Raw genomic sequence first — 25,629 nt, 5'->3', positions numbered from 1 at the left:
CATCTCGAACACGAACCACGAAGAGAACCAGCCGGCGCACCTGACGCTGAAGGATGCGAGCGTGCCGGTGGACGTGAACCTGCGCACCTACGCGGGCCCGGAGAGCCGGTTCTGTCCGGCGGCGGTGTACGAGTTCGTCAAGAACGACGACGGCAGCGACCGGCTGGTGATCAACGCGCAGAACTGCGTGCACTGCAAGACCTGCGACATCAAGGACCCGACGCAGAACATCGTGTGGGTCACGCCGGAAGGCGGCGGCGGGCCGAACTATCCGAACATGTGACGCAATGCACGGCGCCGCACGATGCGGCGCCGACGCGTCGCCGCCCGGCGACGCGGAAAACGAAACGGGGCGCTGCTCGATGCAGCGCCCCGTTTTCATGGGTTCGACGCGACGGCCGGCCACGCGACTGGCGCGCCGCGCGCATCCGACGCATGCGGCCGCACCCGGCCGCATGCCCGGCTCAGGTCGCGCTCGCGGCGATCTTCGGCGTCCGGGTTTCGACGTCGCCGCATTGCGCGCGATGGCGCAGCGCGTGGTCGACCAGCACCAGCGCCAGCATCGACTCGGCGATAGGCGTGGCACGGATACCGACACACGGATCGTGACGGCCGAAGGTCTCGACCGTCGCCGGCTCGCCGTCCTTGTTGATCGAGCGGCGCGGCGTGCGAATGCTCGACGTCGGCTTGATCGCGATCGACACCGTGATGTCCTGCCCGGTGGAAATGCCGCCGAGCACGCCGCCGGCGTGGTTGCCGACGAAGCCTTCCGGCGTCAGTTCGTCACCGTGCACCGAGCCGCGTTGCGCGACGCTGCGGAAGCCTGCGCCGATCTCGACGCCCTTCACTGCGTTGATGCTCATCATCGCGTGCGCGATGTCCGCATCCAGCCGGTCGAACACCGGCTCGCCCCACCCGACCGGCACGCCCGACGCTACCACGTCGATGCGCGCGCCGATCGAATCGCCATCCTTGCGCAGCGCATCCATGTACGCTTCGAGCTGCGGGACGATCTCGGCGTTCGGGGCGAAGAACGGGTTCTCGTGAACCTCCGACCAGTCGACGAACGGCACGTCGATCTCGCCGAGCGCGCTCATGTAGCCGCGCACCTCGACGCCGAAGCGCTCGCGCAGCCACTTCTTCGCGACCGCGCCCGCGCCGACGATCGGCGCGGTCAGGCGCGCGGACGAGCGGCCGCCGCCGCGGTAGTCGCGGATGCCGTATTTCTGCCAATACGTGTAATCGGCATGGCCCGGCCGGAACGTCTCGACGATATTGCCGTAATCCTTGCTGCGCTGGTCGGTATTGCGGATCAGCAGCGCAATCGGCGCGCCGGTCGTCAGCCCGTCGAACACCCCGGACAGGATCTCGACCTGATCGGCCTCCTGCCGTTGCGTGACGTGCCGCGACGTGCCGGGCTTGCGACGGTCCAGCTCGATCTGGATGTCGGCTTCGGCGAGCGCCATCCCGGGCGGGCACCCGTCGATCACGCAGCCGATCGCGGGGCCATGCGACTCGCCGAAAGTCGTGACAGTGAAAAGCGTGCCGAGGGTATTGCCGGACATGGTGGAACCGCCCAAAGAGAAGTCGGGAAAATCGCTATTATGCCAGCCGTCCCGCCGGCCGCGGGCCGCGCGATGCGGCCCGCGGCCGGTCCGGCGTCATTTGCGCGCGCCGCGCAGTTCGGCCACGGCGGCCTGCAGCCGCTCCGGCGTCGCGACCGTCACCGGTATCGGCTCGCCGACCGCGAGCGTCAGGCGGCTCATCACACCCCGTTTCACCGGGCGCGGCCAGCGCGCGTCGGCATGCCGCGAGAACACGCTGCCCCACAGGCCGCGCAGCGCCATCGGAATCACCGGCGCCTGCGTGCGGCCGAGAATTTCCGTCACGCCGTGGTGAAACGGATTGATGTCGCCGGTCTTGGTCAGCTTGCCTTCCGGGAAGATGCACACCAGCTCGCCGTCGCCGAGCGCCGCCTCGCACGCCTCGTACGCGCGCGCGAGCAATTCGGGGTTCTCGTGCCGCGGCGCGATCGGGATCGCCTTCGCGTGCCGGAACACCCAGCTCGCGAACCGCGTCGAGAAGATCCGGTGATCCATCACGAATCGGATCGGCCGCGGGCTCGCGGCGGCCAGCACCAGCGCGTCGACATAGCTGACGTGATTGCACACGAGCAGCGCGCCGCCCTGTTCCGGAATCCGCTCCGCATGCACGAGCCGGACCCGGTAGAACGTGTGCACCAGCACCCACGCGACGAAGCGCAGCAGGAATTCCGGCACGAGCAGGTAGATGTACAGCGCGACGGCGATGTTGAGGAGCCCGGTGACGAGGAAGATCCCCGGAATGCCGACGCCGGCCCTGGTCAGGCCCATCGCCATCAGCGCGGAGACGATCATGAAGAGCGCGTTGAGGATGTTGTTCGCGGCGATGATCCGCGCGCGGTGCGTCGGCACGCTGCGGCTCTGGATCAGCGCATAGAGCGGCACGCTGTAGAACCCGCCGAACATCGCGAGCAGGAACAGGTCGGCCAGGATGCGCCAGTGGCGCGCGCCGGACAGGAATTCGCCGACCGACAGCAGATGGCCCGCGGGCTGCAGCGCGTGGCTCGCGGCATACAGCTCGATCGCGAACGCGCTGATGCCGATCGAGCCGAGCGGCACGAGGCCGATCTCGACGCGCCGCCGCGACAGCCGCTCGCACAGCAGCGAACCGATGCCGATGCCGACCGAGAACGTCGCGAGCAGGATCGTGACGACGTCGGGGCTCGCCGACAGCACGTCCTTCGCGAAATTGAAGAACGACGTGAGGAACGTCGCGCCGACGAACCAGAGCCACGAAATGCCGAGCAGGCTCAGGAACACGGTGCGGTTCTGGCGCGCGAGCGCGAGATTGCGCCACGTCTCGCTGAACGGATTCCAGTTGATCGCGAGATCCGCCTGCGGCGCGGGCGTGGACGGCACGCGCTGCGCCGCGATGCGCCCGGCGAGCGCGATCGTCACGCAACTCGCCGCGAGCACCAGCTCGCCGCGGCCGGCCAGCCCCGCGGCGGCCCCGCCGACGATCGTGCCGACCAGGATCGCGACGAACGTGCCCATCTCGACGAGCCCGTTGCCGCCGACCAGCTCGTGTTCGTTCAGGTGCTGCGGCAGGTACGAATACTTGACCGGGCCGAACAGCGTCGAGTGCATGCCCATCATGAACGTGCACAGGTACAGGAGCGGCGCGCCGTGCGTGACGAAGCCCGCCGCGCCGACCAGCATCAGCACGATCTCGAAGCTCTTCACGAAGCGCGTGAGCCGCGCCTTGTCGTACTTGTCGGCGATCTGCCCGGACGTCGCCGAAAACAGCACGAACGGCAGGATGAAGATTGCGGAAATCAGGAACGCGGCGGTCTTCGCGTCGACGCCGGAAAAGCGCGCGGCCTGATAGGTGACGAGCGACGTGAAACCGATCTTGAAGACGTTGTCGTTCAGCGCGCCGAGGAACTGGGTCGTGAAGAACGGCGCGAAACGGCGTTCGCGCAGCAGGTCGAACTGGGAGGCGTGTGCGCGCCGCTCATCGTGACGCGCGGACGTGGCTGACGTGTGATCGCTCATGCGCAATGCGCGCGCGCCGTCTCGGCGACGCTGCGCGGGTCAGGTTGACGGAAGAAAGGCAGTGCCGGATTCACGAACGAAACCTGCGCCGCGCACTGGACGAATGCGCCCGCGCCGGATGCGGGCGGGCGCGCCGCGCTCAGCCGGCGAGCGGCTTCTCTTCGGATTCGGATTCGGCGTCCGGCCAGTCGCGGATGTACGCCTTCAGCATCCGGTTCTCGAAGCTCTGCGCCTCGACGACCGTCTTCGCGACGTCGTAGAACGAGATCACGCCCATCAGCATCCGCTGGTCGAGCACCGGCATGTAGCGCGCGTGGCGCTCGAGCATCATCCGGCGCACTTCGTTGACGTCCGTTTCCGGCGTGCACGTGAGCGGCTCGTCCATCACCTTGCGTACCTGCACGTCGCCGATGCTGCCGCCGTTCTCGCGCAGCCGCATGATGATTTCGCGGAACGTCAGCATCCCGACGAGATCGCCGTACTCCATCACCACCAGCGAGCCGATGTCGTGCTCGGCCATCGTATCGACCGCTTCGCGCAGCGGCTTATCGGGCGTCACCGTATACAGGGTGTTGCCCTTCACTTTCAGAATGTCGCTGACGCGCATCGTAGTCCCCTCATGCATATATGCAAAACCGGCTTTCGATCCTATCGGAAAGCCTGCCAAAAGGAAAGCGGGGCGGGAACGCGGCGCGCTTGCCCGCGCTCCCCGCGCGCCGCACAATGTCCGCATCACCCGCGCGCCCGAGGAGACGATCATGGCGCATTCGCATTCGGAGCATTTCGCCAGCTTCGCGGATTTCTACCCGTACTACCTGAACGAACACCAGCACCCGACGTCACGACGGCTGCACTTCATCGGCTCGCTCGGCGTGATCGGCTGCGTCGCGATGGCACTTGCGACGGACGACTGGCTCTGGCTGCCGGCCGCCGTCGTGTGCGGCTACGCGTTCGCGTGGGTCGGGCACTTCTTCTTCGAGAAGAACCGTCCGGCCACGTTCCGCCACCCGATCTACAGCCTGATGGGCGACTGGGTCATGTTCAAGGATATCTGCACCGGGAAAATCCCGCTCTGACGCCCGCCCGCGGCATCACGCGGCGCGAGGCGGCCGCGCGTGCGGATCGGTCGTGCCGCCCGACGCCGCGGGCGCCGGCGGAGGCGTGCCCGCGCGCCGGTGCGCGACGATCAGCGACGCGAGCGACGCGTCGAAGCGCTCGCTCGTCAGCGCGGCGAGCAGTGCCGCGCCGTCGATGTGCGTGCGGCGCCGCTGCAGCTGGTAGGTCATCTCGGCGCGGTCGATCACCAGCACGTCGAACAGGCGCGCGATCGTCAGGTGCTCGGGATTGGCGAGCAGCACGTAGCGCTGCACCTCGTTGCCGTTCTGCAGCCGCGCGACCCAATCGCGCTCCTCCATCACCGACAGCAGGCGCTGCGCGCCCTCCATGTCGCAGCGAAGCATCGTGGCGAGCCGCGCCGCCGAATAGCCGGGCTTGCCTGCCGCGCGCGCCTCGGCCAGGCGCGCGAGCAGTTCCAGCGCATCGAGCAGATCGCTGCCCGGATAGTGGACACGGTGGAACTGGCCGATGCGGATCGCCGGCAGCGCCGAGGTCAGCATCGCGCCGAGCAGCGCGATGAACCAGCTCATGTACATCCACAGCAGGAACACCGGCAGCGCGGCGAACGCGCCGTATACGGCGGTATAGGTCGGAATCCGCCGCACGTAGTAGCCGAAGCCGCGCTTGGCCAGCTCGAACGCGAGCGCCGCGGACACGCCGCCGATCAGCGCGTCGCGCCACGCGACCGTGCAGTTCGGCAGATAGACATACAGCAGCGTGAACGCCAGCACCGTCAGCGGCAGCGACGCGAACGTCAGCAGCCATTCGACGACGGACGGCGTCGACGACGCGCCGGTTATCGCGAGCGACTCCGTGAACAGGTAAGACGAAATCGACAGGCTCACGCCGAACAGCAGCGGCCCGAGCGTGATCAGCGCCCAGTAGGCGAGCACCCGCTGCGCGAACGGCCGGGGCTTGCGTACGCGCCAGATCAGGTTGAACGCCGATTCGATCGTCATCATCGTCATCACGGACGTGACGACGAGCACTATCAGGCCTGCCGTCGTCAGCCCCTTGGCCTTCGATGCGAACTGGTTCAGGTACTTGAAGATCTGGATGTTGAACTGCGCCGGCATCAGGTGATCGGCGAGAAACCCCTGCAGCGAGACCTGGAACGACGCGAACATCGGGAACGCGGTGAAGAGCGCGAACGCGACCGTCACGAGCGGCACGAGCGCCAGCATCGTCGTGAACGTGAGGCTGCCCGCCACTTGCGGAATGCGGTCCTCGGCGCTGCGCTTGGCGGCAAAACGCGCGAGGCGCTTGATGGTATCCAGATCGACGCTCAACTTCCGCAATGACTTCTCCTTCTCGATGCCGCGCGCCTGCGGCGCGCACCGGCACGCAGCGCGCCGGCTTCAGCCCCTATAATAGCCGCTCAATCCAGAGTCCTATGAAAGACATCCTCGTGCTTTATTACAGCCGTCACGGCGCGACGCGCGACCTCGCGCTCGCGATCGCGAACGGCATCGACAGCGTGCCGGGCATGCAGGCGCGCATCCGCACCGTGCCGCCCGTGTCGGCAGTATGCGAAGCGACGGCGCCCGACATCCCCGCCGACGGCCCGCCGTACGCCGAGTTGCGCGACCTGGAGGAATGCGCGGGGCTCGCGCTCGGTTCGCCGACCCGCTTCGGCAACATGGCCGCGTCACTCAAGTATTTCCTCGACGGCACCACACCGCAATGGCTGTCGGGCGCGCTCACCGGCAAGCCCGCGTGCGTGTTCACGTCGACCGGCAGCCTGCACGGCGGGCAGGAATCGACGCTGCTGTCGATGATGCTGCCGCTGCTTCATCACGGCATGCTGATCGTCGGCATTCCATACACCGAATCCGCGCTGACCACCACGCAGACGGGCGGCACGCCCTATGGCGCATCCCATGTCGCGCGCCACGAGCGCGCCGCGCACGAGGGCCTGTCCGCCGACGAGAAGGCGCTCGCCGCCGCGCTCGGCGTGCGTCTCGCGCGCACCGCCGCCGCCCTCGCTGCCGCATGACCCGCCCCGCCGCCGCCCGGCCGCGCTACGCGTATGTGGCCGCCGCATGCCTCGCGGCCCTCGTCGCGCTTGCGCTGGCCTGGGAACTGCGGCTCGCGCCGCTGCGCCCCGGCGGCTCCGCGCTGATGCTCAAGGCGGTGCCGCTCGCGATCGCGCTGCCCGGCGTATGGCGGCGCAATATCCATACGATGCAGTGGGCCAGCATGCTGGTGCTGCTGTATGTTGCCGAAGGCGTCGTGCGCGGCATGACCGATCGCGGCCTGTCCGCGACGCTCGGCTGGTGCGAGACCGCGCTCGCCATCGGCTTTTTCGCGGCCGCGCTCGCGTATGTGGCGCCGTTCAAGCGTGCGGCCAGACGCCGGCGCGGCGCGCCCTGACCCTTTTGCGACCGAACGTCATGAACTCTTTCGAAGCATTCGTTTCCGCATGCCGGCAGGCCATCGGCGACGCCTACGTGCTGACCGACCCGCACGACACCGAGCCGTTCCTGACCGACTGGCGCCGACGCTACAAGGGCACGGCCTGCGCGGTGCTGAAGCCGGCGAATACCGGAGAAGTCGCGGCGCTCGTGAAGCTCGCGGGCGTGCACGGCGTCGCGCTCGTGCCGCAAGGCGGCAACACGGGCCTCGCCGGCGGCGCGACGCCCGATGCGAGCGGCACGCAGGCGGTGCTGAGCCTCGCACGGCTCAACCGCGTGCGCGCGCTCGATCCCCACAACAACACGATCACCGTCGAGGCCGGCGTGATCCTCGCCGACGTGCAGGCCCGCGCGCAGGAAGCCGACCGGCTGTTTGCGCTGAGCCTGGCGGCCGAAGGCAGCTGCACGATCGGCGGCAACCTCGCGACGAACGCGGGCGGCACGGCGGTGCTGCGCTACGGCAACGCGCGCGAGCTGTGCCTCGGGCTTGAAGTCGTGACGGCGCAAGGCGAGATCTGGGACGGGCTGCGCGGGCTGCGCAAGGACAACACCGGCTACGACCTGCGTGACCTGTTCATCGGCGCCGAAGGCACGCTCGGCATCATCACCGCAGCCGTGATGAAGCTGCACCCGCGCCCCGCCGCGCAGGTGACCGCGCTCGCGGCACTCGAATCGCCGCACGCGGCGCTCGATTTCCTCGCGCTCGCGCAACGCGCGGCCGGGCCACTGCTGACCGGCTTCGAGCTGATGTCGGATTTCTGCATGCAGCTCGTCGCGAAGCACTATCCGCAACTGCGCTACCCGTTCGCGCACACGCACCCGCAAACCGTGCTGCTGGAACTGTCGGACAACGAAAGCGAGACGCACGCGCGCGCGCTGTTCGAGAAGATGATGGAAGAGGCGTTCGAAGCAGGCATCGTCGTCGATGCGGTGGTCGCGGAGAACCTCGCACAGTCGCGCGCGTTCTGGGACCTGCGCGAGCACATCCCGCTCGCGCAGGCCGACGAAGGGCTGAACATCAAGCACGACATCGCGGTGCCGATCTCGTCGATCGCCCGCTTCATCGACGAGACCGACGCGGCGGTCCAGCAGGCGGCGCCGGGCGCGCGGATGGTCACGTTCGGCCACCTCGGCGACGGCAACCTCCACTACAACGTGCAGACGCCCGACGGCGGCGATCCGAAGGCATTTCTCGCCGCGCATCAGACACCGATCAACCGCATCGTCTACGACAACGTGCAGCGCCATCGGGGCACGATCAGCGCCGAGCACGGCATCGGCCAACTGAAGATCGACGACGCGCAGCGCTACAAGACGGCCGTCGAGATCGGGCTGATGCGCGCGCTGAAGACCGCGCTCGATCCGCACAACCTGATGAACCCCGGCAAAGTGCTACGCTGACGCTATCGGCGAAGGAGCGATATCCGTGAAAGTCCGCGTACTGTCCGACCTGCATCTCGAAGGCAACCTGCCCGACGCGATTCCGCACGCGGCGGCGGATCTCGTCGTGCTGGCGGGCGACATCCACAATCATGCGGAAGGCCTGCGCTGGGCCGCCGAGACGTTCGATCCGGACGTGCCGGTGATCTACGTGCCCGGCAACCACGAATACTACGACGGCGAATTCGGCGCGCTCGAGTCCGCCATGCGCGACGCGGCGCGCACGCTCGACAACGTCCATTACCTGAACAACGACGTATACGTCGATCCCGCGCAGCGCTTTCGCGTGCTCGGCACGACGCTGTGGACGGATTTCGCGCTGTTCGGCGCGGACGACGCGAGCATCGCGAACGCGATCGACGCGTCGTCGCGCGCGATGCTCGATTTCAGGGGATTGATCCAGGTGACGTGGCCGCACGACGCGGCGCTGCACGAAACGCCGGCCGAACGCGCCGAGCGGGACTTCACGCCGGCCGATTCGCTCGCGCTGCACCGCCACGCACGCGCGTGGCTCGAGTCGCAGCTGGCGACGCCGTTCGCCGGCAAGACGATCGTCGTCACGCATCACGCGCCGCACAGGCAGTCGCTGGCCGAGCGCTACGCGCACGACCCGGTGTCGGCCGGTTTCATCAACGATCTGGCGGGACTGGTGCGTGCGCCCGTCGCCCTGTGGGTGCACGGCCACACGCATACTTCATTCGATTACCGCACCGGGGACGGCACGCGCGTCGTCTGCAACCCGCGCGGCTACATCCACCGGCGCACCGGCGAACGGGAGAACCTCGCGTTCTCGTGGGACAAGGTCGTGACGCTCGACTAGAGCCGGCTCACGCTCATGACAGCGGCTGGCGCAGCGCTCAGCGGCGCGCGCGCTGCGCCGCGACCGACGCGGAACGCACCCGCACCGGAACCGGCTGCATCCGCGCCTTCATCGTGCGCAGCAACTCGCGCGACGCGGCGGCGCCGATCACGCCAAACAGGACGCCGAGGCCAATCAGCAGGTGCGTATTCATCCTATCTCCAGGTAAGCAATCACTCTGGAACACACGATATCAAACTGCCGGCAGGACGAAGGTAAAAAAGTGTTGCTCCGCCGACAAATCTCGTGAAATTGGGTAAAAAAGACGGGCGCTCAGGTCGCTCGCGTATACTGCTGCAGCGCCGCTTCATCGGCCTCGAGCGTCGCCGGCAGCTCTTCGCGCAGGAAGTCGACCCAGGTGCGGATCTTGGCGTCCAGGTACTGGCGGGACGGATACACCGCGTAGATATTCATCAGATGCGAACGATACTCCGGCATCACGCGCACGAAATCGCCGTTGCGCAGGCCGCCGATCGCCGTGTACAGCGGCAGCACCCCGACCCCCATCCCTTCGCGGACGGCGACCGCAAGCGCCTCGGCCACATTGACGCGGAACGGCTGTGCGGGCAGCGCGACCGTCTCCTCGCCGCCGGGGCCGGACAGCGTCCACTCGTCCCAGTGGAAACCCGGCGCGACCATCCCGAGGCAGACGTGATGCGAAAGATCCTGCGGCCGCGTCGGCACGCCATACTTCTCGACGTAGGCCGGCGACGCGCAAGCGACGCTGAAGCTCGCCCCGAGCCGCTGCGACACGAGCCCCGAATCCGGCAGCTCGCGGCCGACGACGATCGCGACGTCGTAACCTTCGTCGAGCAAGTCCGGCATCCGCTGCGCGAGGGTCAGGTCGATATGCACGTCCGGATAGCGCTCGCGGTAGCGCGACACGGCGGGCACCGCATACTGCTGACCCAGACTCGTGAAACAATGCACCTTCAGCTTGCCCGACGGGCGGGCATGCGCGTCGCTCGCCTCGGCCTCGGCCTGGTCGACGTACGCGAGGATCTGCTCGCAGCGCTGCAGGTAGCGCTCCCCCGCCTCGGTCAACGCGATCCGGCGCGTCGTCCGATTCAACAGGCGCGTGCGCAGGTGAGCCTCGAGATCCGACACGGCCCGCGAAGCATAAGCCGTCGTCGAGTTCAACTGCTGTGCGGCTGCCGTAAAGCTCCCCGCGTCGACCACGCGGACGAACACACGCATGTTTTGTAACGTATCCATGCTATTTCCCTATTGAATCCGGGAAGATTGTTGCACAAATCAATACAAATATTATCTCAGCAGACGTAAAAATGCGTTGCACCGTTTCCGGTTTATTCAGCAATTGCTGAAAAATATAATCGCATCCGACTCATCTTTATCCGAAAGGGAGAAAATCGTGCAGTCTCCGGCAATAAGAGGGACATTTGCACTCGCGGTTCTTGCATTCTCATTAACAATAGCCGGATGCGCGAGCATGGGCGACAATGCGCCGCAGTCAAAGCAGATCGATCCGAGCACGCTCGACGTCGGCGAGGCCATCCACGCGGCCGATCGCGACGCGGGCTGGCCCGCGGCGGACTGGTGGCGAGCCTATCGCGACCCGCAGCTCGACGCGTGGATCGCGGCCGCCCAGGCCGGCAACCCGACGCTGTCGGCCGCGCAGGCGCGCGTGCGCGAAGCGCAGGCGATGGAGCGCATCGCCCGTTCCGCCGAGATGCCGCAGATCGGCGGCAACATGTCGCTGATGCGCCAGCACTGGCCGGACAACGTGTTCTACGGCCCCGGGCCGCTCGCCAACACCGACACCTGGAACAATACCGCGTCGCTCGGCCTCTCGTACCACCTCGACCTGTGGGGCAAGGACAAGAACTCGACCAAGCGTGCGCTCGACGTCGCCCATGCGACCGCGGCGGACGCGCGCGCGGCGCGGCTCGAACTCGAAGTCAATGTCGTGCGCGCGTATATCGAGCTGTCGAAGAACCATGCGCTGCTCGACATCGCACATGACACCTTCGAGCGGCAGCGCGCGCTTGCGGATCTCGCGCACAAGCGCCTGCAGGCGGGCCTCGGCACGCAGCTCGAGGTCAGCCAGGCGGAATCGTCCCTGCCCGACTACGAACGCCAGATCGACACCTACGAGGAAGCGATCGAGCTCGCCCGTCACCAGCTTGCCGCGCTCGCCGGCAAGGGGCCGGGCGCGGGCGCCTCGCTGACCCGGCCGAAGCTCGCCCTCGATGCGCCGGCCGGCCTGCCGTCGAAGATTCCGGCCGAACTGCTGGGCCGCCGTCCGGACGTCGTCGCGGCGCGCTGGCTCGTCGACGCGCAGGCGCGCGGCATCGACGTCGCGAAGGCGGACTTCTATCCGAACATCGACCTGCTCGCGACGGTCGGCGGCCTCGGCGTGACTGCGCCGTTCGTCGACTTCCTGCGCGCGATGAACGGCGGCTGGACCGCCGGCCCGGCGATCTCGCTGCCGATCTTCACGGGCGGCCGCCTGCGTGCGCAGCTCGGCGCAGCCGCGGCCGGCTACGACCAGGCCGTCGAGCACTACAACCAGACGATCGTCAGCGCGCTCAAGGACATCGCCGACCAGGTCGTGCGGACCCGTTCGCTCGACACGCAGAAGGAAGACGCCGCGCGTTCTGTCGCGATCAACCAGCGTACCTACCAGCTGTCGCGTGAGGGCTTCCGCCGTGGCCTGACCGATTACGTCAACGTGCTGGTCGCGCAGACACAGCTGCTGCGCGCGCAGGAAACGGCGACGCGGATCGACGCGGAACGCCTCGAAGTGCATGCGTCGCTGATGGCCGCGCTCGGCGGCGGCGTCGAGACGGGCGACGACGTGCCGCCGCCCGCCAACGGCGAGAAGGCAGGCAAGGCCGGCAAGGCGGCCGCGGCATCGGCTGGCGTGGCACGGGCGCCGTCGGCACCGGCTGCCGCAGCGCCGGCTGCCGCAGCATCGGCTGCCGCAGCGAAGTAACGCGGAGCATCCGTCATGCCTGCCTCTTCTTCCGCCTCCACGGCCACCCCCGCCTTCCAGCCGCCCGCCTGGCTCACCGCCGTCGGCGACTGGGCGCGCACCGACGGCGTCGCGTGGCTGTACCTCGTGAAGGCACTGCTCGCGGCGTTCCTCGCGCTCGGCATCGCGATGCGGCTCGACCTGCCGCTGCCGAAAACGGCGATGACGACGGTGTTCATCGTGATGCAGCCGCAAAGCGGCGCAGTGTTCGCCAAGAGCTTCTACCGGCTCATGGGCACCTTCGTCGGCCTCGTGGCGACGCTCGCATTCGTCGGGCTGTTTCCGCAGCAGCCGCTGCTGTTCCTGCTGTCGGTCGCGCTGTGGGTCGCGCTGTGCACGGCCGGCGCCGCGCGCAACCGCAACTTCCGCAGCTACGGCTTCCTGCTCGCCGGCTATACTGCCGCGCTGATCGGCCTGCCCGCGTCGCAGCACCCGGACAGCGCGTTCATGACCGCGCTGACCCGGGTCGCCGAGATCACGGTCGGGATCGTGTCGTCCGGCATCGTCAGCGCGCTCGTGTTCCCGCAGTACACCGCCCAGCGGATGCGCGCGACGGTCCGCCAGCGCTTCGGCACGTTCGTCGACTATGTCGCGGCCGCACTGTCCGGCCAGCTCGACCGCGCCCGCATCGAACAGATGCATACCCGCTTCGTCGCCGACGTGGTCGGGTTCGAAGCCGCCCGCAGCATGGCCGTGTTCGAGGACCCGGAGGCACGGATGCGCAGCGGCCGCCTGTCGCGCCTGAACAGCGAGTTCATGAGCGCGTCGAGCCGCTTTCACGCGCTGCACCAGCTGATGAACCGTCTGCGCGCGGCCGGCGCGACGGCGGCGATCGACGCGCTCGAGCCGTATTTCCGCGAGATCGCGCCGCTGCTCACCTACTGCGGCGAGCCCGTGCGCTCGTCCACCGACGCGGTGCACGCGGCCGAGCAGCTGCTCGCGTTCCGCGACGCGCTGCCGCGCCGCGTCCGCGCGACGCGGATGCAGCACGAGGCACAGCCGGATTTCCCGCTGCTCGACTTCGACACGGCCTCGGAACTGCTGTACCGCTTCATCACCGACCTGCATGCGTACGTGGCGACCTATGCGTCGCTCGCCGTCGCATCGCACGAACGGGAACGCTGGATCGAGCGCTACGAGCCGCGCACCAACCTCACCGCCGCGCTGATCGCCGGCATCCGCACGGGGTCCGTGATGCTCGTGCTGAGCTGGTTCTGGATTCACAGCGCCTGGCCGAACGGCGCCACGATGGTGTACATTGCCGCCGCCACGTGCGCGCTCGCGTCGTCGTCGCCGCGCCCGACCGAGATGGCGTCCCAGATGGCGGCCGGCACGCTGCTCGCGTCGCTGATGGGGCTGATCGTGATGTTCGGCGTGTATCCGCGCATCGACGGCTTCCCGATGCTGTGCGTCGGCCTCACGCCGTTCCTCGCGCTCGGCCTGTTCATGTCGATGAAGCCGAAGATCGCCGGCTGCGGCGTCGGCTACTGCATCTTCTTCTGCACGCTCGCCGGGCCGGAGAACGTGATCCACTACGATCCGTCCAACTTCATGAACGACGCGCTCGCGCTCGTGATGTCGATGCTGGTGTCGGCGATCGCGTTCGCGGTGCTGTTCCCGCCGTCCGCGCCGTGGCTCAAGCTGCGCCTGTTCGGCGACCTGCGCCGCCAGGCGGTCGCCGCGTGCCACGCGCGCCTCGACGGGCTGCGCACGCGCTTCGAGAGCGGCGCGCGCGACCTGATGTACCAGGCGCACACGATCTCGGCCGACCAGCCCGGCGTGCAGCGCGATGCGCTGCGCTGGATGTTCGCCGTGCTCGAAACCGGCAATGCGGTGATCGACCTGCGCAACGAGCTCGCGACGCTGCCGGACGATCCGCGTTTCGCGGAAACGACGCCGTGGCGCCGCGCGCTCGAGACAATGCGGCAAAATATCTCCGCACTGTTCGAAAAACCGGGCCAGCAGCGCTTCGACGCCGCGCTCGATGCGACGACCGGCGCGATCGCCGCCGCCCAGCAGGCGCTCGCCGAATGCGTGCCGAATCGCGACGAACGTCACCGGATGCAACGCATCCTGAGTCACCTGCACTTCGTGCGCACGGCGCTGATCGACCCGGAATCGCCGCTCGAGCCGCTCAACCGCAGCCGCCAGGCGCCCCTCCAACAAGGAATTTCGTCATGATGCCGCGTGAACTCGCCATTCTCGATGCCTACATGCCCACCGTGGTGCTGCTGTTCGCCATCGGTGCGCTGGCGACGTGGGCAGTCGACCGGCTGCTCGCGTACACCGGGCTGTATCGTATCGTCTGGCACCCGTCGCTGTTCCGGGCCAGCCTCCTCGTCTGCATCTGCGGCGGACTGAGTCTTGCCGTTTACCGTTGATAAACCTCGAACCATGATCTTGCGAAAACTCTTCGGCTTCATCGCGACCGCCATCATCTTCATTGTCGCGATTCTGATCGGGCGCTCGTTATGGGTGCACTACATGGACGACCCGTGGACCCGCGACGGCCGCGTCCGCGCGGAAGTCATCAACGTCGCGCCCGACGTGTCCGGTGCGGTCGTCGAACTGCCGGTGCGCGACAACCAGTTCGTGAAGAAGGGCGACCTGATCATGCAGATCGACCCGTCGCACTTCCAGATCGCGGTCGAGCAGGCGCAGGCCGCCGTCGCCGCCCGCCGTGCGGAACTGCAGATGCGCCGCGACGACGCGGCCCGCCGCGCGGATCTCGACGCGCTCGTCGTGTCGAAGGAAAACCGCGAGAACGCGGCGCACAGCGCATCGGGCGCCGAGGCGCAGTACCAGCAGGCGGTCGCCGCGCTCGACGCCGCGAAGCTCAATCTGGAGCGCACGCGGGTCGTCGCGCCGGTCGACGGCTACATCACGAACCTGCAGGTGTTCAAGGGCGACTATGCGATCTCCGGCCAGGCCAAGCTCGCGATCGTCGACAGCCATTCGTTCTGGGTCTACGGCTACTTCGAGGAAACCAAGCTGCCGCGCGTGAAGGTCGGCTCGCAGGCCGAGATGCGCCTGATGAGCGGCGGCGTGATGAAGGGCCACGTCGAAAGCATCTCGCGCGGCATCTACGACCGCGACAACCCGCAAAGCCGCGACCTCATCGCCGACGTCAACCCGACCTTCAACTGGGTGCGTCTCGCCCAGCGCGTGCCGGTGCGGATCAAGATCGACGAGGTGCCGGAAGGCGTACTGCTGTCGGCGGGCACGACCTGCACGGTCATCATCCAGCCCGAGAAGCCGCACAAGCATTAAGCCCCGACGCGGCCGGCGGCGCCCCGCCCCCGGCCGCGCGGCCCTGCCGGGCCGCAACCTGCGTCACGCCGCGCCTGCCACCGGCGCGGCGGCACCGGTGGCATTCGCGCCGCCGGTCAGCCGCCCGATTCGCGGCAATTCCCCATACCTTCGCGGAACGACGCCGGCTAGTGTGCCGTACGCGTCAGGCGGCGAGCCGGAAGCGTGCGACCAGCGTCTTGAGCGACTGCGCCTGATCGTCGAGCGCGTGCGCCGCGGCGGCCGCCTGCTCGACGAGCGCGGCATTCTGCTGAGTGCCGGCGTCCATCTGCGTGACCGCTCGGCCGATCTCGTCGATGCCGGCGCTCTGCTCGCCCGATGCGGCCGAGATTTCGCCCATGATGTCGGTCACGCGCTTCACCGCGCGCACCACGTCGTCCATCGTGCGGCCGGCGTCCTGCGCGAGCGCGGCGCCGTTCGCGACCCGCTCGACCGACGCGCCGATCAGCGCCTTGATTTCCTTCGCCGCGGTCGCCGAGCGCTGCGCGAGCGTGCGCACCTCGCCCGCCACCACCGAGAAGCCTCGCCCGTCCTCGCCGGCCCGCGCCGCCTCGACCGCCGCGTTCAGCGCGAGGATGTTGGTCTGGAACGCGATGCCTTCGATCACGCCGATGATGTCGCGGATGCTCTTTGCGCTCTCGTCGATCTCGCCCATCGTCGCGACGACCCGCCCGACGACGTTCCCGCCCGCCTCGGCGACCGCCGACGCGTTCTCCGCAAGCGTGCTCGCCTGCCGCGCGTTCTCGGCGTTCTGGCGCACCGTCGACGTCAGCTGCTCCATGCTGGCCGCGGTCTTCTCGAGCGCGGCGGCCTGCTGCTCGGTGCGCTGCGACAGGTCGAGGTTGCCGGTCGAGATTTCGCCGGACGCGGCGGCGATCGCCTCGGCGCTCGCGGAAATCTCGCGCAGCGTCGTGGCCAGTCCGGCCTGCATCTCGCCGAGCGCGCGGACCATGCTGCCCTGGTCGCGCTTGCCGAGCGAGATCGACTGCGTCAGGTCGCCCTGCGCGATGCCCGCCGCGATCGTCTTCGCGTAGCCGGGCTCGCCGCCGAGCTGCGCGGCGAGACGGCGCACGACCCACTCGGACGCGACGAACGCCAGCACGATCAGCCCGCCGGTCATCGCCGCCATCATCGCGGACGACGACGCGAAGATCGTCGCGGACGCATCGAGCGTCGCCTTCGACTTCGCGCCGCGCGTCTTCACCAGTTCGGCCGCCAGCTTCTCCAGCTTGCCCGTCTCGACGAGCAGCGACACGTCCTGGGTGCCGACCTGCCAGTTCATCTGCGACAGGTCGAGCGGCTGCGCGCGCACCAGCGTGACGAAATCGCGCAGGTGCCCGCTCCACGTATCGACCGCGGACGCGAACGCGCGCAGGCGCGCGGTGTCGGCCGCGTCGGCGCGATCGGCATGCCCGTTGAGCGTGCCGAGCGCGCTCGCGATCGACGCGAGCCCTGCATCGACCTCCGCGCCGAGATCGTCGCGCTCCTTCGCGGTGGTCGCGGTCAGCAGCATCTTCTGCGCGCGGCTCGCGCGCAGCACCTCGGCGCGCACCTCCTCGGCCGCGAGGCTCGCGACATGGCCTTGTTCGTAGACCGACGCGATCGATCCGTTCAGGCGGCTGATCTGCGCCAGCGAAAAGATGCCGATCGCCAGCGTGCCGGCCAGCAGCAGCGCGAACGCGGCGCGCAACGTGGTCTTGACTGTTCGCGGCTGGCGCACGCGCCGGGCCGGTCGTGCGTTCCGCGTCTGGCTGCCGTTCCGTGCGGCGGCAGCCGCGCCCGGCTGCGGGCGAAGTGATGCTGCTTTCATCGATATTTCCCCGTTCTGGTACCGCTGCCGGAAAGGTCGGTTCCGGCGTCACCGCCTCGGCTGCCGCATGCGCACGTTCGGATCGGGGACGGCACGCGGCCGGCGCCCGGGTCGACGCGCTGTCTGGTTATTTCGTCGTGACTACGGCTGCCATCGGCTTTCCTTGAGTTCGGTAAAACTCGCATCGGTCGCCCGGCCGCGCATCGCGGCGGGCGCCGCGAGCGTTATACCCGGCCAAAATTCGTGCTCAAAAATCGACGGCAAAAAGCCCGCGGCGCGACTGGATGAATGTCCGATTCGCAACAAAACTTGGCCGGACATTTGTGATGCGCCACATTAGACTTTGTTGACGCATCAACGATGTCAAGCGCGCCGATCCGCACAGAGCGCGTGCCTTTCCCTCAACTCGCTCAGTTCTCTTTATGGAAACTTCGGTCGACACGCGCGCCGCCGGCACCGCCACGCCGCCGCCGGCGCAACCCTCCGCCACACCTGCCGCAGCGGCCGCGCGCACCGTCTATCCGGTGCTCGGCGCGATCAGCTTCTCGCACATGTTGAACGACATGATCCAGTCGCTGATCCTCGCGATCTATCCGATGCTCAAGGACAACTTCGCGCTGTCGTTCGCGCAGATCGGCCTCATCACGCTGACCTACCAGATCACCGCGTCGCTGCTCCAGCCGCTGATCGGCTACTACACCGACAAGCGGCCGAAGCCGTATTCGCTGCCGGTCGGCATGGGCTTCACGCTGTCGGGGCTGCTGCTGATGTCGGTCGCGCCGAATTTCCCGCTGCTGCTGGTGGCCGCGGCGCTGGTCGGCTGCGGCTCGTCGGTGTTCCATCCGGAATCGTCGCGGGTGGCGCGCATGGCCTCGGGCGGCCGTCACGGGCTCGCGCAGTCGCTGTTCCAGGTCGGCGGCAACGCCGGCTCGGCGCTCGGGCCGCTGCTCGCCGCGCTCGTCGTGATTCCCCGCGGCCAGTCGAGCATCGCGTGGTTCTCGGCGGCCGCCCTCGTCGCGATCGTCGTGCTCACGCAGATCGGCCACTGGTACAAGCGGCATCCGTCGGCCAGGAAGAAGGCCGCGCACGCGCCGCATGCGACGCTGTCGCGCGGCCGCGTGATGTTCGCGATCGGCGTGCTGGTACTGCTCATCTTCTCGAAATACTTCTATCTCGCGAGCATCAACAGCTATTACACGTTCTATCTGATCGACAAGTTCCACCTGTCCGTACAGGACGCGCAGATCCACCTGTTCATCTTCCTCGCCGCGGTCGCGGCCGGCACGGTGATCGGCGGGCCGGTCGGCGACCGCATCGGCCGCAAGTACGTGATCTGGGGCTCGATTCTCGGCGTCGCGCCGTTCACGCTGATGCTGCCGTACGCGAACCTGTTCTGGACGAGCGTGCTGACCGTGATCATCGGCGCCGTGCTCGCGTCGGCGTTCGCCGCGATCCTCGTCTACGCGACGGAGCTGATGCCCGGCAAGGTCGGCACGGTCGCGGGGCTGTTCTTTGGCTTCGCGTTCGGCCTGGGCGGCATCGGCGCGGCAGTGCTCGGCCAGCTCGCCGACGCGACCAGCATCGCGTTCGTCTACAAGGTGTGCTCGTTCCTGCCGCTGATCGGCGTGCTGACGGTGTTCCTGCCGGATCTCGAAAGCGGGAAGCGCGCGAACGCGTGATGTGACACGGCGGGGCGCGCAAACGCGCGCCCCGCCGGATGGATGGCGACGGCGGCGCTCAGGCCGCCGTCGTTGCGTGCAGGGTCAGGAAACGCTTGAGGATGCCCGACGAATACGTGCTCGCGATCTGCTGGAGGAAATGCGTGAACGAATGGGTCGCGTGATCGTCGGCGGTATCGGAGATGGTGCGCACGAGCGCGAACGGCACGCCGTGCTCGACGCAGACCTGCGCGATCGCGGCCCCTTCCATCTCGACGGCCAGCGCGTCGGGCAGCGCGTCGCGCAGCGCGACGACCTCGCGCTCGCTCGACACGAAGCGATCGCCGCTGATCACCAGCCCGTTGCGCAGTTGCGCACCGGCAATCCGGAAGCGCGCGGCGAGCGCCTCGCCTTCGTCCTCGATGAACTGCGCGCACGCGGCCTTCAGGCGGGCGGTCAGCTCGCCGTCGGCGTCGAAACGGGTGACGCCGAGCAGCGGCACCTCGTAGCGCGGAAACAGCGGCGACGCATCGAGGTCGTGCTGCAGCAGCGTGTCCGCGACGACCACGTCGCCGACCCGCACCGCGCGCGCGACACCGCCCGCGACGCCGGTAAACACGATGCCCGCGACATCGAACACGTGGATCAGCGCGCTGACCGTCGCCGCGGCCGCGACCTTGCCGACGCGCGCGAGCGTGACCACGCAAGCCGCACCGTGCACGGTGCCGACGTGATAGTCACGGCGCCCGAGCGTAACCGTCTCGACCGGGCCCTCGTCGTGCATCGCGGCGATCAGGTCGCCCAGTTCCTCGGGAAGCGCGGCGAGGATGCCGAGCGGCCTGGCGGATAAAGTCAGTTCTGCGTTCATTTCCGTTTCTGCGTTCATTCAACCGTCTGCAATTTCGCGACCGCGAGCGCGAGCCACTTCTCGCCGTGTCGCTTGAATTTCACCTGGGCCTTCGCATCGGCGCCGCTGCCTTCGAGCGCGGTAACCGTGCCTTCGCCGAATTTCGTATGGAATACCTGCTGGCCGACCCGGAAGCCGCTCTCCGCCGCGCGCTGCTGGTTCGCGAACGCCGGCAGCGGCGCCGACACGGCGGCGTCGACGACCTGCTCGCGCCCGCCGCCGCCCTGCCGCGCGAACCAGTCGCGCCCCCAGCCGGCGTTGTCCGACCGGCCGCCCCAGCGTGCGCCCGCCTCGACCTTCGGCGTAAGCCACTTCAGCACGTGCTGCGGCAGTTCGTCGAAGAAGCGCGAGCGCACGTTGTAGCGGGTTTGCCCGTGCAGCATGCGGCTCTGCGCGAACGACAGGTACAGCCGCTCCTTCGCGCGCGTGATCGCGACGTACATCAGCCGCCGCTCTTCCTCGAGGCCGGCCGCCTCGACCGCGCTGTTCTCGTGCGGGAACAGGCCTTCCTCGAGCCCGGTGATGAACACCGCGGCGAATTCGAGGCCCTTCGCCGCATGCACCGTCATCAGCTGTACCGCGTCCTGCCCGGCCTGCGCCTGGTTGTCGCCCGCTTCCAGCGACGCGTGCGACAGGAAGCCCGCGAGCGGCGTCATCGTGTCCGGGTTCTGCGCCGGATCGCCGAGCGCCGCCGGATCGAGCACCGCGTCGGCCGGATCGCGCTGCGACGCGGCGATTTCCGGCGCGGCGATCGCGCCGGCACGCAGCGGGATCGAACGAGCCGGCGTGTCGAGGCCGTAGCCTTCCTCGCTGACGAACGCGGTCGCCGCGTTGACGAGTTCCTGCAGGTTCTCGAGGCGGTCCTGGCCTTCGCGTTCGCCCTGGTAGAACTCCGCGAGGCCGCTCGCGCGCACCACGTACTCGACCGTTTCCGGCAGGCTCATCTGCTGCGTGTCGGCACGCATCTTCGCGACCAGGTTCGCGAACGCGCCGAGGCTCGAGCCGGCCTTGCCGGTCACGTACGGAATCGCCGCGGCCATCGCGCAGTTGTACAGGCGCGCGGCATCGGCCAGCTGCTCGATCGAGCGCGCGCCGATGCCGCGTGTCGGGAAATTCACGACGCGCGCGAACGCGGTGTCGTCGTTCGGGTTGTCGATCAGCCGCAGATACGCGAGCGCGTGCTTGATTTCCTGGCGCTCGAAGAAGCGCAGGCCACCGTACACGCGGTACGGAATGCCTGCGGTCATCAGCGTGTGCTCGATCGCGCGCGACTGCGCATTGCTGCGATACAGGATCGCGATCTCGCTGCGCACCATTCCGGCACTGATCAGCGAGCGGATCTCCTCGACGATCCAGCCGGCCTCCTGCGAGTCGGTCGCCGCTTCGTACACACGCACGGGCTCGCCGTGGCCCGCGTCGGTGCGCAGGTTCTTGCCGAGACGGTGCGCGTTGTTCGAGATCAGGTGGTTCGCCGCGTCGAGGATGTTGCCGTGCGACCGGTAGTTCTGCTCGAGCTTGATCAGGTTGCGGACCCGGAACTCGTTCTCGAAGTCGCGCATGTTGCCGACGTTCGCGCCGCGGAATGCGTAGATCGACTGATCGTCGTCGCCGACCGCGAAGATCGCGTTCTGGCTGCCCGCCAGCAGCTTGAGCCACGCGTACTGCAGCTTGTTGGTGTCCTGGAACTCGTCGACGAGGATGTGCCGGAAGCGCGCCTGGTAGTGCGCGCGCAGCGGCGGATTGTGCGCGAGCAGCTCGTAGCAGCGCAGCAGCAGCTCGGGGAAATCGACGACGCCCTCGCGCTGGCACTGCTGCTCGTACGCCTGATACAGCTCGACGAACTTGCGGTTGAAGCTGTCGGTCGCGTCGACCTTGTCGGGCCGCAGCCCCTGCTCCTTCGCGTTGTTGATGAAGTACTGGACGTTCTTCGGCGGATACTTCTCGTCGTCGACGTTGGCCGCCTTCATCAGCCGCTTGATCGCCGACAGCTGGTCGGCGGTGTCGAGGATCTGGAAGGTCTGCGGCAGGCCCGCGTCGCGATAGTGCGCGCGCAGCATCCGGTTGCAGAGGCCGTGGAACGTGCCGATCCACATGCCGCGCGTGTCGATCGGCATCATCGCCGACAGGCGCGCCATCATCTCGCGCGCGGCCTTGTTCGTGAAGGTCACGGCCAGCACGGTGGCGGGCGACGCGTAGCCGTGCTGGATCAGCCACGCGATGCGAGTGATCAGCACCCGCGTCTTGCCGCTGCCCGCCCCCGCGAGGATCAGCGCCAGTTCGTTCGGCAGCGTGACGGCGGCGTATTGTTCAGGGTTGAGATTCGCGAGCAGATCGGGCATGGAGTGGCAACGGACGTGCGAGAGAAAAACGGACCCGCCATTATAAGTCCGCCGCGCCGCCTGCCCGCATCCGCCGCGCCGGGCGCGCGTCGTCCGGATCCGCGCGGCGGGCCGACGGGCGCGCCGCAATGGCCGCCGCGCGGCGCGCCGGCGCCGTCCGGCGGTGACTGGCGGATGCGCATCCATTTATAATCGACGGATTCAGCATCCAATTCACGCATCTTTCGGCAGATTTCCAACCATGAGCGACAGCACGCTTGCGAAGAGTTTCGAGCCCCACACCATCGAATCCCAATGGGGGCCGGAGTGGGAAAAACGCGGCTACGCCGCCCCGGCGATCGATCCGAACCGTCCCGATTTCGCGATCCAGCTGCCGCCGCCGAACGTCACGGGCACGCTGCACATGGGCCATGCGTTCAACCAGACGATCATGGACGGCCTCGCGCGCTATCACCGGATGCTCGGCGACAACACGCTGTGGGTGCCGGGCACCGACCACGCCGGCATCGCCACCCAGATCGTCGTCGAGCGCCAGCTCGACGCGCAGGGCGTGTCGCGCCACGATCTCGGCCGCGAGAAATTCGTCGAGCGCGTGTGGGAATGGAAGGAGCAGTCCGGCTCGACGATCACGCGCCAGGTGCGTCGCCTCGGCGCATCGACCGACTGGTCGAGCGAGTACTTCACGATGGACGACAAGATGTCGGCCGCCGTGCGCGACGTGTTCGTGACGCTGTACGAACAGGGCCTGATCTACCGCGGCAAGCGCCTCGTCAACTGGGATCCGGTGCTGCTGACCGCGGTGTCCGATCTCGAAGTGGCGAGCGAAGAGGAAAACGGCCACCTGTGGCACATCCGCTATCCGCTCGCAAATGGCAGCGGCACGCTGACGGTCGCGACGACCCGCCCCGAGACGATGCTTGGCGACGTCGCGGTAATGGTGCATCCGGAAGACGAGCGCTACGCGCACCTGATCGGCCAGCACGTGAAGCTGCCGCTCACCGACCGTGAGATTCCGGTGATCGCCGACGACTACGTCGACCGCGAATTCGGCACCGGCGTCGTGAAGGTCACACCCGCGCACGACTTCAACGACTACCAGGTCGGCCTGCGCCACAAGCTCGCGCCGATCGAGATCCTGACGCTCGACGCGAAGATCAACGACAACGCGCCGGAACAGTACCGCGGCCTCGACCGCTTCGACGCGCGCAAGGCGGTCGTCGCCGATCTCGACGCGCTCGGCCTGCTCGACTCGGTGAAGCCGCACAAGCTGATGGTGCCGCGCGGCGACCGCACCGGCGTCGTGATCGAGCCGATGCTGACCGACCAGTGGTTCGTCGCGATGACGAAGCCGGCGCCGGAAGGCACGTTCCATCCGGGCAAGTCGATCACCGACGTGTCGCTCGACGTGGTTCGCAACGGCCAGATCAAGTTCGTTCCGGAGAACTGGACGACGACCTACTACCAGTGGCTCGAGAACATCCAGGACTGGTGCATCTCGCGCCAGCTCTGGTGGGGCCACCAGATTCCCGCGTGGTACGGCGAGAACGGCGAGGTGTTCGTCGCCCGCAACGAGGAAGAGGCGCGCGCGCAGGCTGCCGAGAAGGGCTATGCAGGCGCGCTGAAGCGTGACGAGGACGTGCTCGACACGTGGTTCTCGTCGGCGCTCGTGCCGTTCTCGTCGCTCGGCTGGCCGAACGAAACGCCGGAGCTGTCGCACTTCCTGCCGTCGTCGGTGCTCGTCACCGGCTTCGACATCATCTTCTTCTGGGTCGCCCGGATGGTGATGATGACGACCCACTTCACCGGCAAGGTGCCGTTCCACACGGTCTACGTGCACGGCCTCGTGCGCGACGCCGAAGGCCAGAAGATGTCGAAGAGCAAGGGCAACACGCTCGACCCGATCGACATCGTCGACGGCATCGACCTCGACACGCTCGTCGCGAAGCGCACGACCGGCCTGATGAACCCGAAGCAGGCGGCGACCATCGAGAAGAAGACGCGCAAGGAGTTCCCGGACGGCATCGCGGCGTTCGGCACCGACGCGCTGCGCTTCACGATGGCGTCGATGGCAACGCTCGGCCGCAACGTGAACTTCGACCTCGCGCGCTGCGAGGGCTACCGCAACTTCTGCAACAAGCTGTGGAACGCGACCCGCTTCGTGCTGATGAACTGCGAAGGCCACGACTGCGGGCTCGACAAGCCGGAAACCTGCGGCGCGGGCGACTGCGGCCCGGGCGGCTATCTCGATTTCTCGCCGGCCGACCGCTGGATCGTGTCGCTGCTGCAGCGCGTCGAGGGCGACGTCGCGAAGGGCTTCGCCGACTACCGCTTCGACAACATCGCGGGCAGCCTCTACAAGTTCGTCTGGGACGAATACTGCGACTGGTACCTGGAACTCGCGAAGGTGCAGATCCAGAACGGCACGCCGGAGCAGCAGCGCGCGACGCGCCGCACGCTGCTGCGCGTGCTGGAGACGGTGCTGCGCCTCGCGCACCCGATCATCCCGTTCATCACCGAAGCGCTGTGGCAAAAGGTCGCGCCGCTCGCGGGCCGCTACCCGCAAGGCCAGGCCGAGGGCGAGGCGTCGCTGATGACGCAGTCGTACCCGATCGCCGATGCGCAGAAGATCGATGAGGCGTCCGAGCAATGGGCGGCCGACCTGAAGGCGATCGTCGACGCATGCCGGAACCTGCGCGGCGAGATGAACCTGTCGCCCGCGACGAAGGTGCCGCTGCTCGCGGCCGGCGTCGCCGACCGGCTGCGTACGTTCGCACCCTACGTGCAGGCCCTCGCCCGCCTGTCCGACGTGCAGATCCTCGCGGACGAAGCCGCGCTCGACAAGGAGGCCCACGGCGCGCCGATCGCGATCGTCGGCCCGAACAAGCTCGTGCTGAAGGTGGAGATCGACGTCGCGGCCGAGCGTGAGCGCCTGTCGAAGGAGATCGCGCGCCTGACGGGCGAGATCACGAAATGCAACGCGAAGCTCGGCAACGAGGCATTCGTCGCGAAAGCGCCGCCCGCGGTGGTCGAACAGGAGCAAAAGCGCCTCGCCGAGTTCCAGAGCACGCTCGCGAAACTGAGCGCGCAACTCGAGCGGCTGCCCGCATAACGGCCCCCGGGCCGGCCACGTTGCCTATAATGCGCGGATAAACAGTAGAGCCGTCCGGACGAATCCGGACGGGTCGA

21 protein-coding genes are annotated in these 25,629 nt (G+C 68.0%); 12 read left to right on the top strand and 9 right to left on the bottom strand.

Annotation, left to right across the window (positions count from 1 at the left end):
- Positions 1 to 283, top strand: a 283-nt coding sequence (locus tag LIG30_RS17615; RefSeq protein WP_038713953.1) for a 4Fe-4S dicluster domain-containing protein, incomplete at its 5' end; no start/stop codon positions are given.
- Positions 284 to 464: 181 nt separating this feature from the next.
- On the opposite strand, the gene aroC is transcribed toward LIG30_RS17615, so the two are convergent.
- From aroC to LIG30_RS17600, 3 genes are all read right to left on the bottom strand, one after another.
- Positions 465 to 1,565, bottom strand: a complete 1,101-nt coding sequence (aroC, locus tag LIG30_RS17610) for a chorismate synthase (protein WP_038713952.1) — start codon at positions 1,563 to 1,565, stop codon at positions 465 to 467.
- Between the two features lie 96 nt (positions 1,566 to 1,661).
- Positions 1,662 to 3,596, bottom strand: coding sequence for an MFS transporter (locus LIG30_RS17605; protein WP_038713950.1), 1,935 nt, complete (start codon positions 3,594 to 3,596; stop codon positions 1,662 to 1,664).
- A gap of 139 nt (positions 3,597 to 3,735) precedes the next feature.
- Positions 3,736 to 4,203 carry a CBS domain-containing protein gene (locus LIG30_RS17600; protein ID WP_038713949.1) on the bottom strand — a complete coding sequence of 156 codons (468 nt, stop codon included), beginning with the start codon at positions 4,201 to 4,203 and terminating at the stop codon, positions 3,736 to 3,738.
- A 151-nt stretch (positions 4,204 to 4,354) separates the two neighbouring features.
- On the opposite strand from LIG30_RS17600, the gene LIG30_RS17595 reads away from it, so the two are divergent.
- The gene (locus tag LIG30_RS17595; protein WP_038713948.1) at positions 4,355 to 4,672 is read left to right on the top strand and encodes an Mpo1-like protein; all 318 of its coding nucleotides are present in this window, start codon (positions 4,355 to 4,357) and stop codon (positions 4,670 to 4,672) included.
- A 15-nt stretch (positions 4,673 to 4,687) separates the two neighbouring features.
- On the opposite strand, the gene LIG30_RS17590 is transcribed toward LIG30_RS17595, so the two are convergent.
- Positions 4,688 to 6,010 (bottom strand): YihY family inner membrane protein, encoded by a 1,323-nt coding sequence (locus LIG30_RS17590; protein ID WP_038713946.1) that lies wholly within the window; start codon positions 6,008 to 6,010, stop codon positions 4,688 to 4,690.
- Between the two features lie 95 nt (positions 6,011 to 6,105).
- On the opposite strand from LIG30_RS17590, the gene wrbA reads away from it, so the two are divergent.
- The 4 genes from wrbA to LIG30_RS17570 are packed head-to-tail and all read left to right on the top strand — an operon-like array spanning position 6,106 to position 9,386.
- Positions 6,106 to 6,708, top strand: coding sequence for an NAD(P)H:quinone oxidoreductase (gene wrbA, locus LIG30_RS17585; protein WP_038713944.1), 603 nt, complete (start codon positions 6,106 to 6,108; stop codon positions 6,706 to 6,708).
- Entirely contained in the window at positions 6,705 to 7,085 is a 381-nt protein-coding gene (locus LIG30_RS17580; protein WP_038713943.1) for a DUF2069 domain-containing protein, read from the top strand. The genes wrbA and LIG30_RS17580 overlap by 4 nt, the downstream gene beginning before the upstream one ends.
- Positions 7,086 to 7,105: 20 nt before the next feature.
- Positions 7,106 to 8,527 carry an FAD-binding oxidoreductase gene (locus tag LIG30_RS17575; RefSeq protein ID WP_038713942.1) on the top strand — a complete coding sequence of 474 codons (1,422 nt, stop codon included), beginning with the start codon at positions 7,106 to 7,108 and terminating at the stop codon, positions 8,525 to 8,527.
- 25 nt (positions 8,528 to 8,552) lie between these two features.
- Positions 8,553 to 9,386: a metallophosphoesterase gene (locus LIG30_RS17570; protein ID WP_038713941.1), complete on the top strand. Its 834-nt coding sequence runs from the start codon at positions 8,553 to 8,555 to the stop codon at positions 9,384 to 9,386.
- 37 nt (positions 9,387 to 9,423) lie between these two features.
- On the opposite strand, the gene LIG30_RS27030 is transcribed toward LIG30_RS17570, so the two are convergent.
- On the bottom strand, positions 9,424 to 9,579 hold the full coding sequence (locus LIG30_RS27030) for a hypothetical protein (RefSeq protein WP_200929702.1): 156 nt from the start codon (positions 9,577 to 9,579) through the stop codon (positions 9,424 to 9,426).
- Between the two features lie 119 nt (positions 9,580 to 9,698).
- Complete coding sequence (locus LIG30_RS17565; protein WP_038713938.1) at positions 9,699 to 10,640, bottom strand: LysR family transcriptional regulator; 942 nt, start codon at positions 10,638 to 10,640, stop codon at positions 9,699 to 9,701.
- A 157-nt stretch (positions 10,641 to 10,797) separates the two neighbouring features.
- Here LIG30_RS17565 and LIG30_RS17560 point away from each other — a divergent pair, with 157 nt between their 5' ends.
- Genes LIG30_RS17560 through LIG30_RS17545 form a run of 4 tightly spaced genes read left to right on the top strand, consistent with a single transcriptional unit; the run spans position 10,798 to position 15,690 of the window.
- A complete protein-coding gene (locus LIG30_RS17560) occupies positions 10,798 to 12,381 on the top strand; it encodes an efflux transporter outer membrane subunit (RefSeq protein WP_038713936.1) in 1,584 nt (527 codons plus the stop codon).
- Between the two features lie 15 nt (positions 12,382 to 12,396).
- Positions 12,397 to 14,601: an FUSC family protein gene (locus LIG30_RS17555; protein ID WP_038713934.1), complete on the top strand. Its 2,205-nt coding sequence runs from the start codon at positions 12,397 to 12,399 to the stop codon at positions 14,599 to 14,601.
- Positions 14,598 to 14,801, top strand: coding sequence for a DUF1656 domain-containing protein (locus LIG30_RS17550; protein WP_038713933.1), 204 nt, complete (start codon positions 14,598 to 14,600; stop codon positions 14,799 to 14,801). Before LIG30_RS17555 ends, LIG30_RS17550 begins: the two co-directional genes overlap by 4 nt.
- A gap of 13 nt (positions 14,802 to 14,814) precedes the next feature.
- The gene (locus LIG30_RS17545) at positions 14,815 to 15,690 is read left to right on the top strand and encodes an efflux RND transporter periplasmic adaptor subunit (RefSeq protein ID WP_038713930.1); all 876 of its coding nucleotides are present in this window, start codon (positions 14,815 to 14,817) and stop codon (positions 15,688 to 15,690) included.
- Between the two features lie 184 nt (positions 15,691 to 15,874).
- Here the strand turns inward: LIG30_RS17545 and LIG30_RS17540 are convergent, their stop codons facing one another.
- Complete coding sequence (locus tag LIG30_RS17540) at positions 15,875 to 17,539, bottom strand: methyl-accepting chemotaxis protein (protein ID WP_038713928.1); 1,665 nt, start codon at positions 17,537 to 17,539, stop codon at positions 15,875 to 15,877.
- A gap of 422 nt (positions 17,540 to 17,961) precedes the next feature.
- Here LIG30_RS17540 and LIG30_RS17535 point away from each other — a divergent pair, with 422 nt between their 5' ends.
- On the top strand, positions 17,962 to 19,218 hold the full coding sequence (locus LIG30_RS17535; protein ID WP_038713926.1) for an MFS transporter: 1,257 nt from the start codon (positions 17,962 to 17,964) through the stop codon (positions 19,216 to 19,218).
- A gap of 58 nt (positions 19,219 to 19,276) precedes the next feature.
- Here LIG30_RS17535 and LIG30_RS17530 read toward each other — a convergent pair whose 3' ends face one another.
- Together LIG30_RS17530 and LIG30_RS17525 are read right to left on the bottom strand one after the other, a co-directional pair.
- Positions 19,277 to 20,065: a 5'-methylthioadenosine/adenosylhomocysteine nucleosidase gene (locus LIG30_RS17530; protein WP_038713992.1), complete on the bottom strand. Its 789-nt coding sequence runs from the start codon at positions 20,063 to 20,065 to the stop codon at positions 19,277 to 19,279.
- A 14-nt stretch (positions 20,066 to 20,079) separates the two neighbouring features.
- Positions 20,080 to 22,443 carry a UvrD-helicase domain-containing protein gene (locus tag LIG30_RS17525; RefSeq protein WP_038713924.1) on the bottom strand — a complete coding sequence of 788 codons (2,364 nt, stop codon included), beginning with the start codon at positions 22,441 to 22,443 and terminating at the stop codon, positions 20,080 to 20,082.
- A 241-nt stretch (positions 22,444 to 22,684) separates the two neighbouring features.
- Here LIG30_RS17525 and LIG30_RS17520 point away from each other — a divergent pair, with 241 nt between their 5' ends.
- Positions 22,685 to 25,552, top strand: a complete 2,868-nt coding sequence (locus LIG30_RS17520) for a valine--tRNA ligase (protein ID WP_038713922.1) — start codon at positions 22,685 to 22,687, stop codon at positions 25,550 to 25,552.
- Positions 25,553 to 25,629: the final 77 nt, after the last annotated feature.

Source organism: Burkholderia sp. lig30, from assembly GCF_000687455.2.
Lineage (GTDB): Bacteria > Pseudomonadota > Gammaproteobacteria > Burkholderiales > Burkholderiaceae > Burkholderia.
The sequence above is the reverse complement of the archived record's forward strand: the minus strand, read 5'-3'. Positions and strand labels throughout refer to the sequence as shown.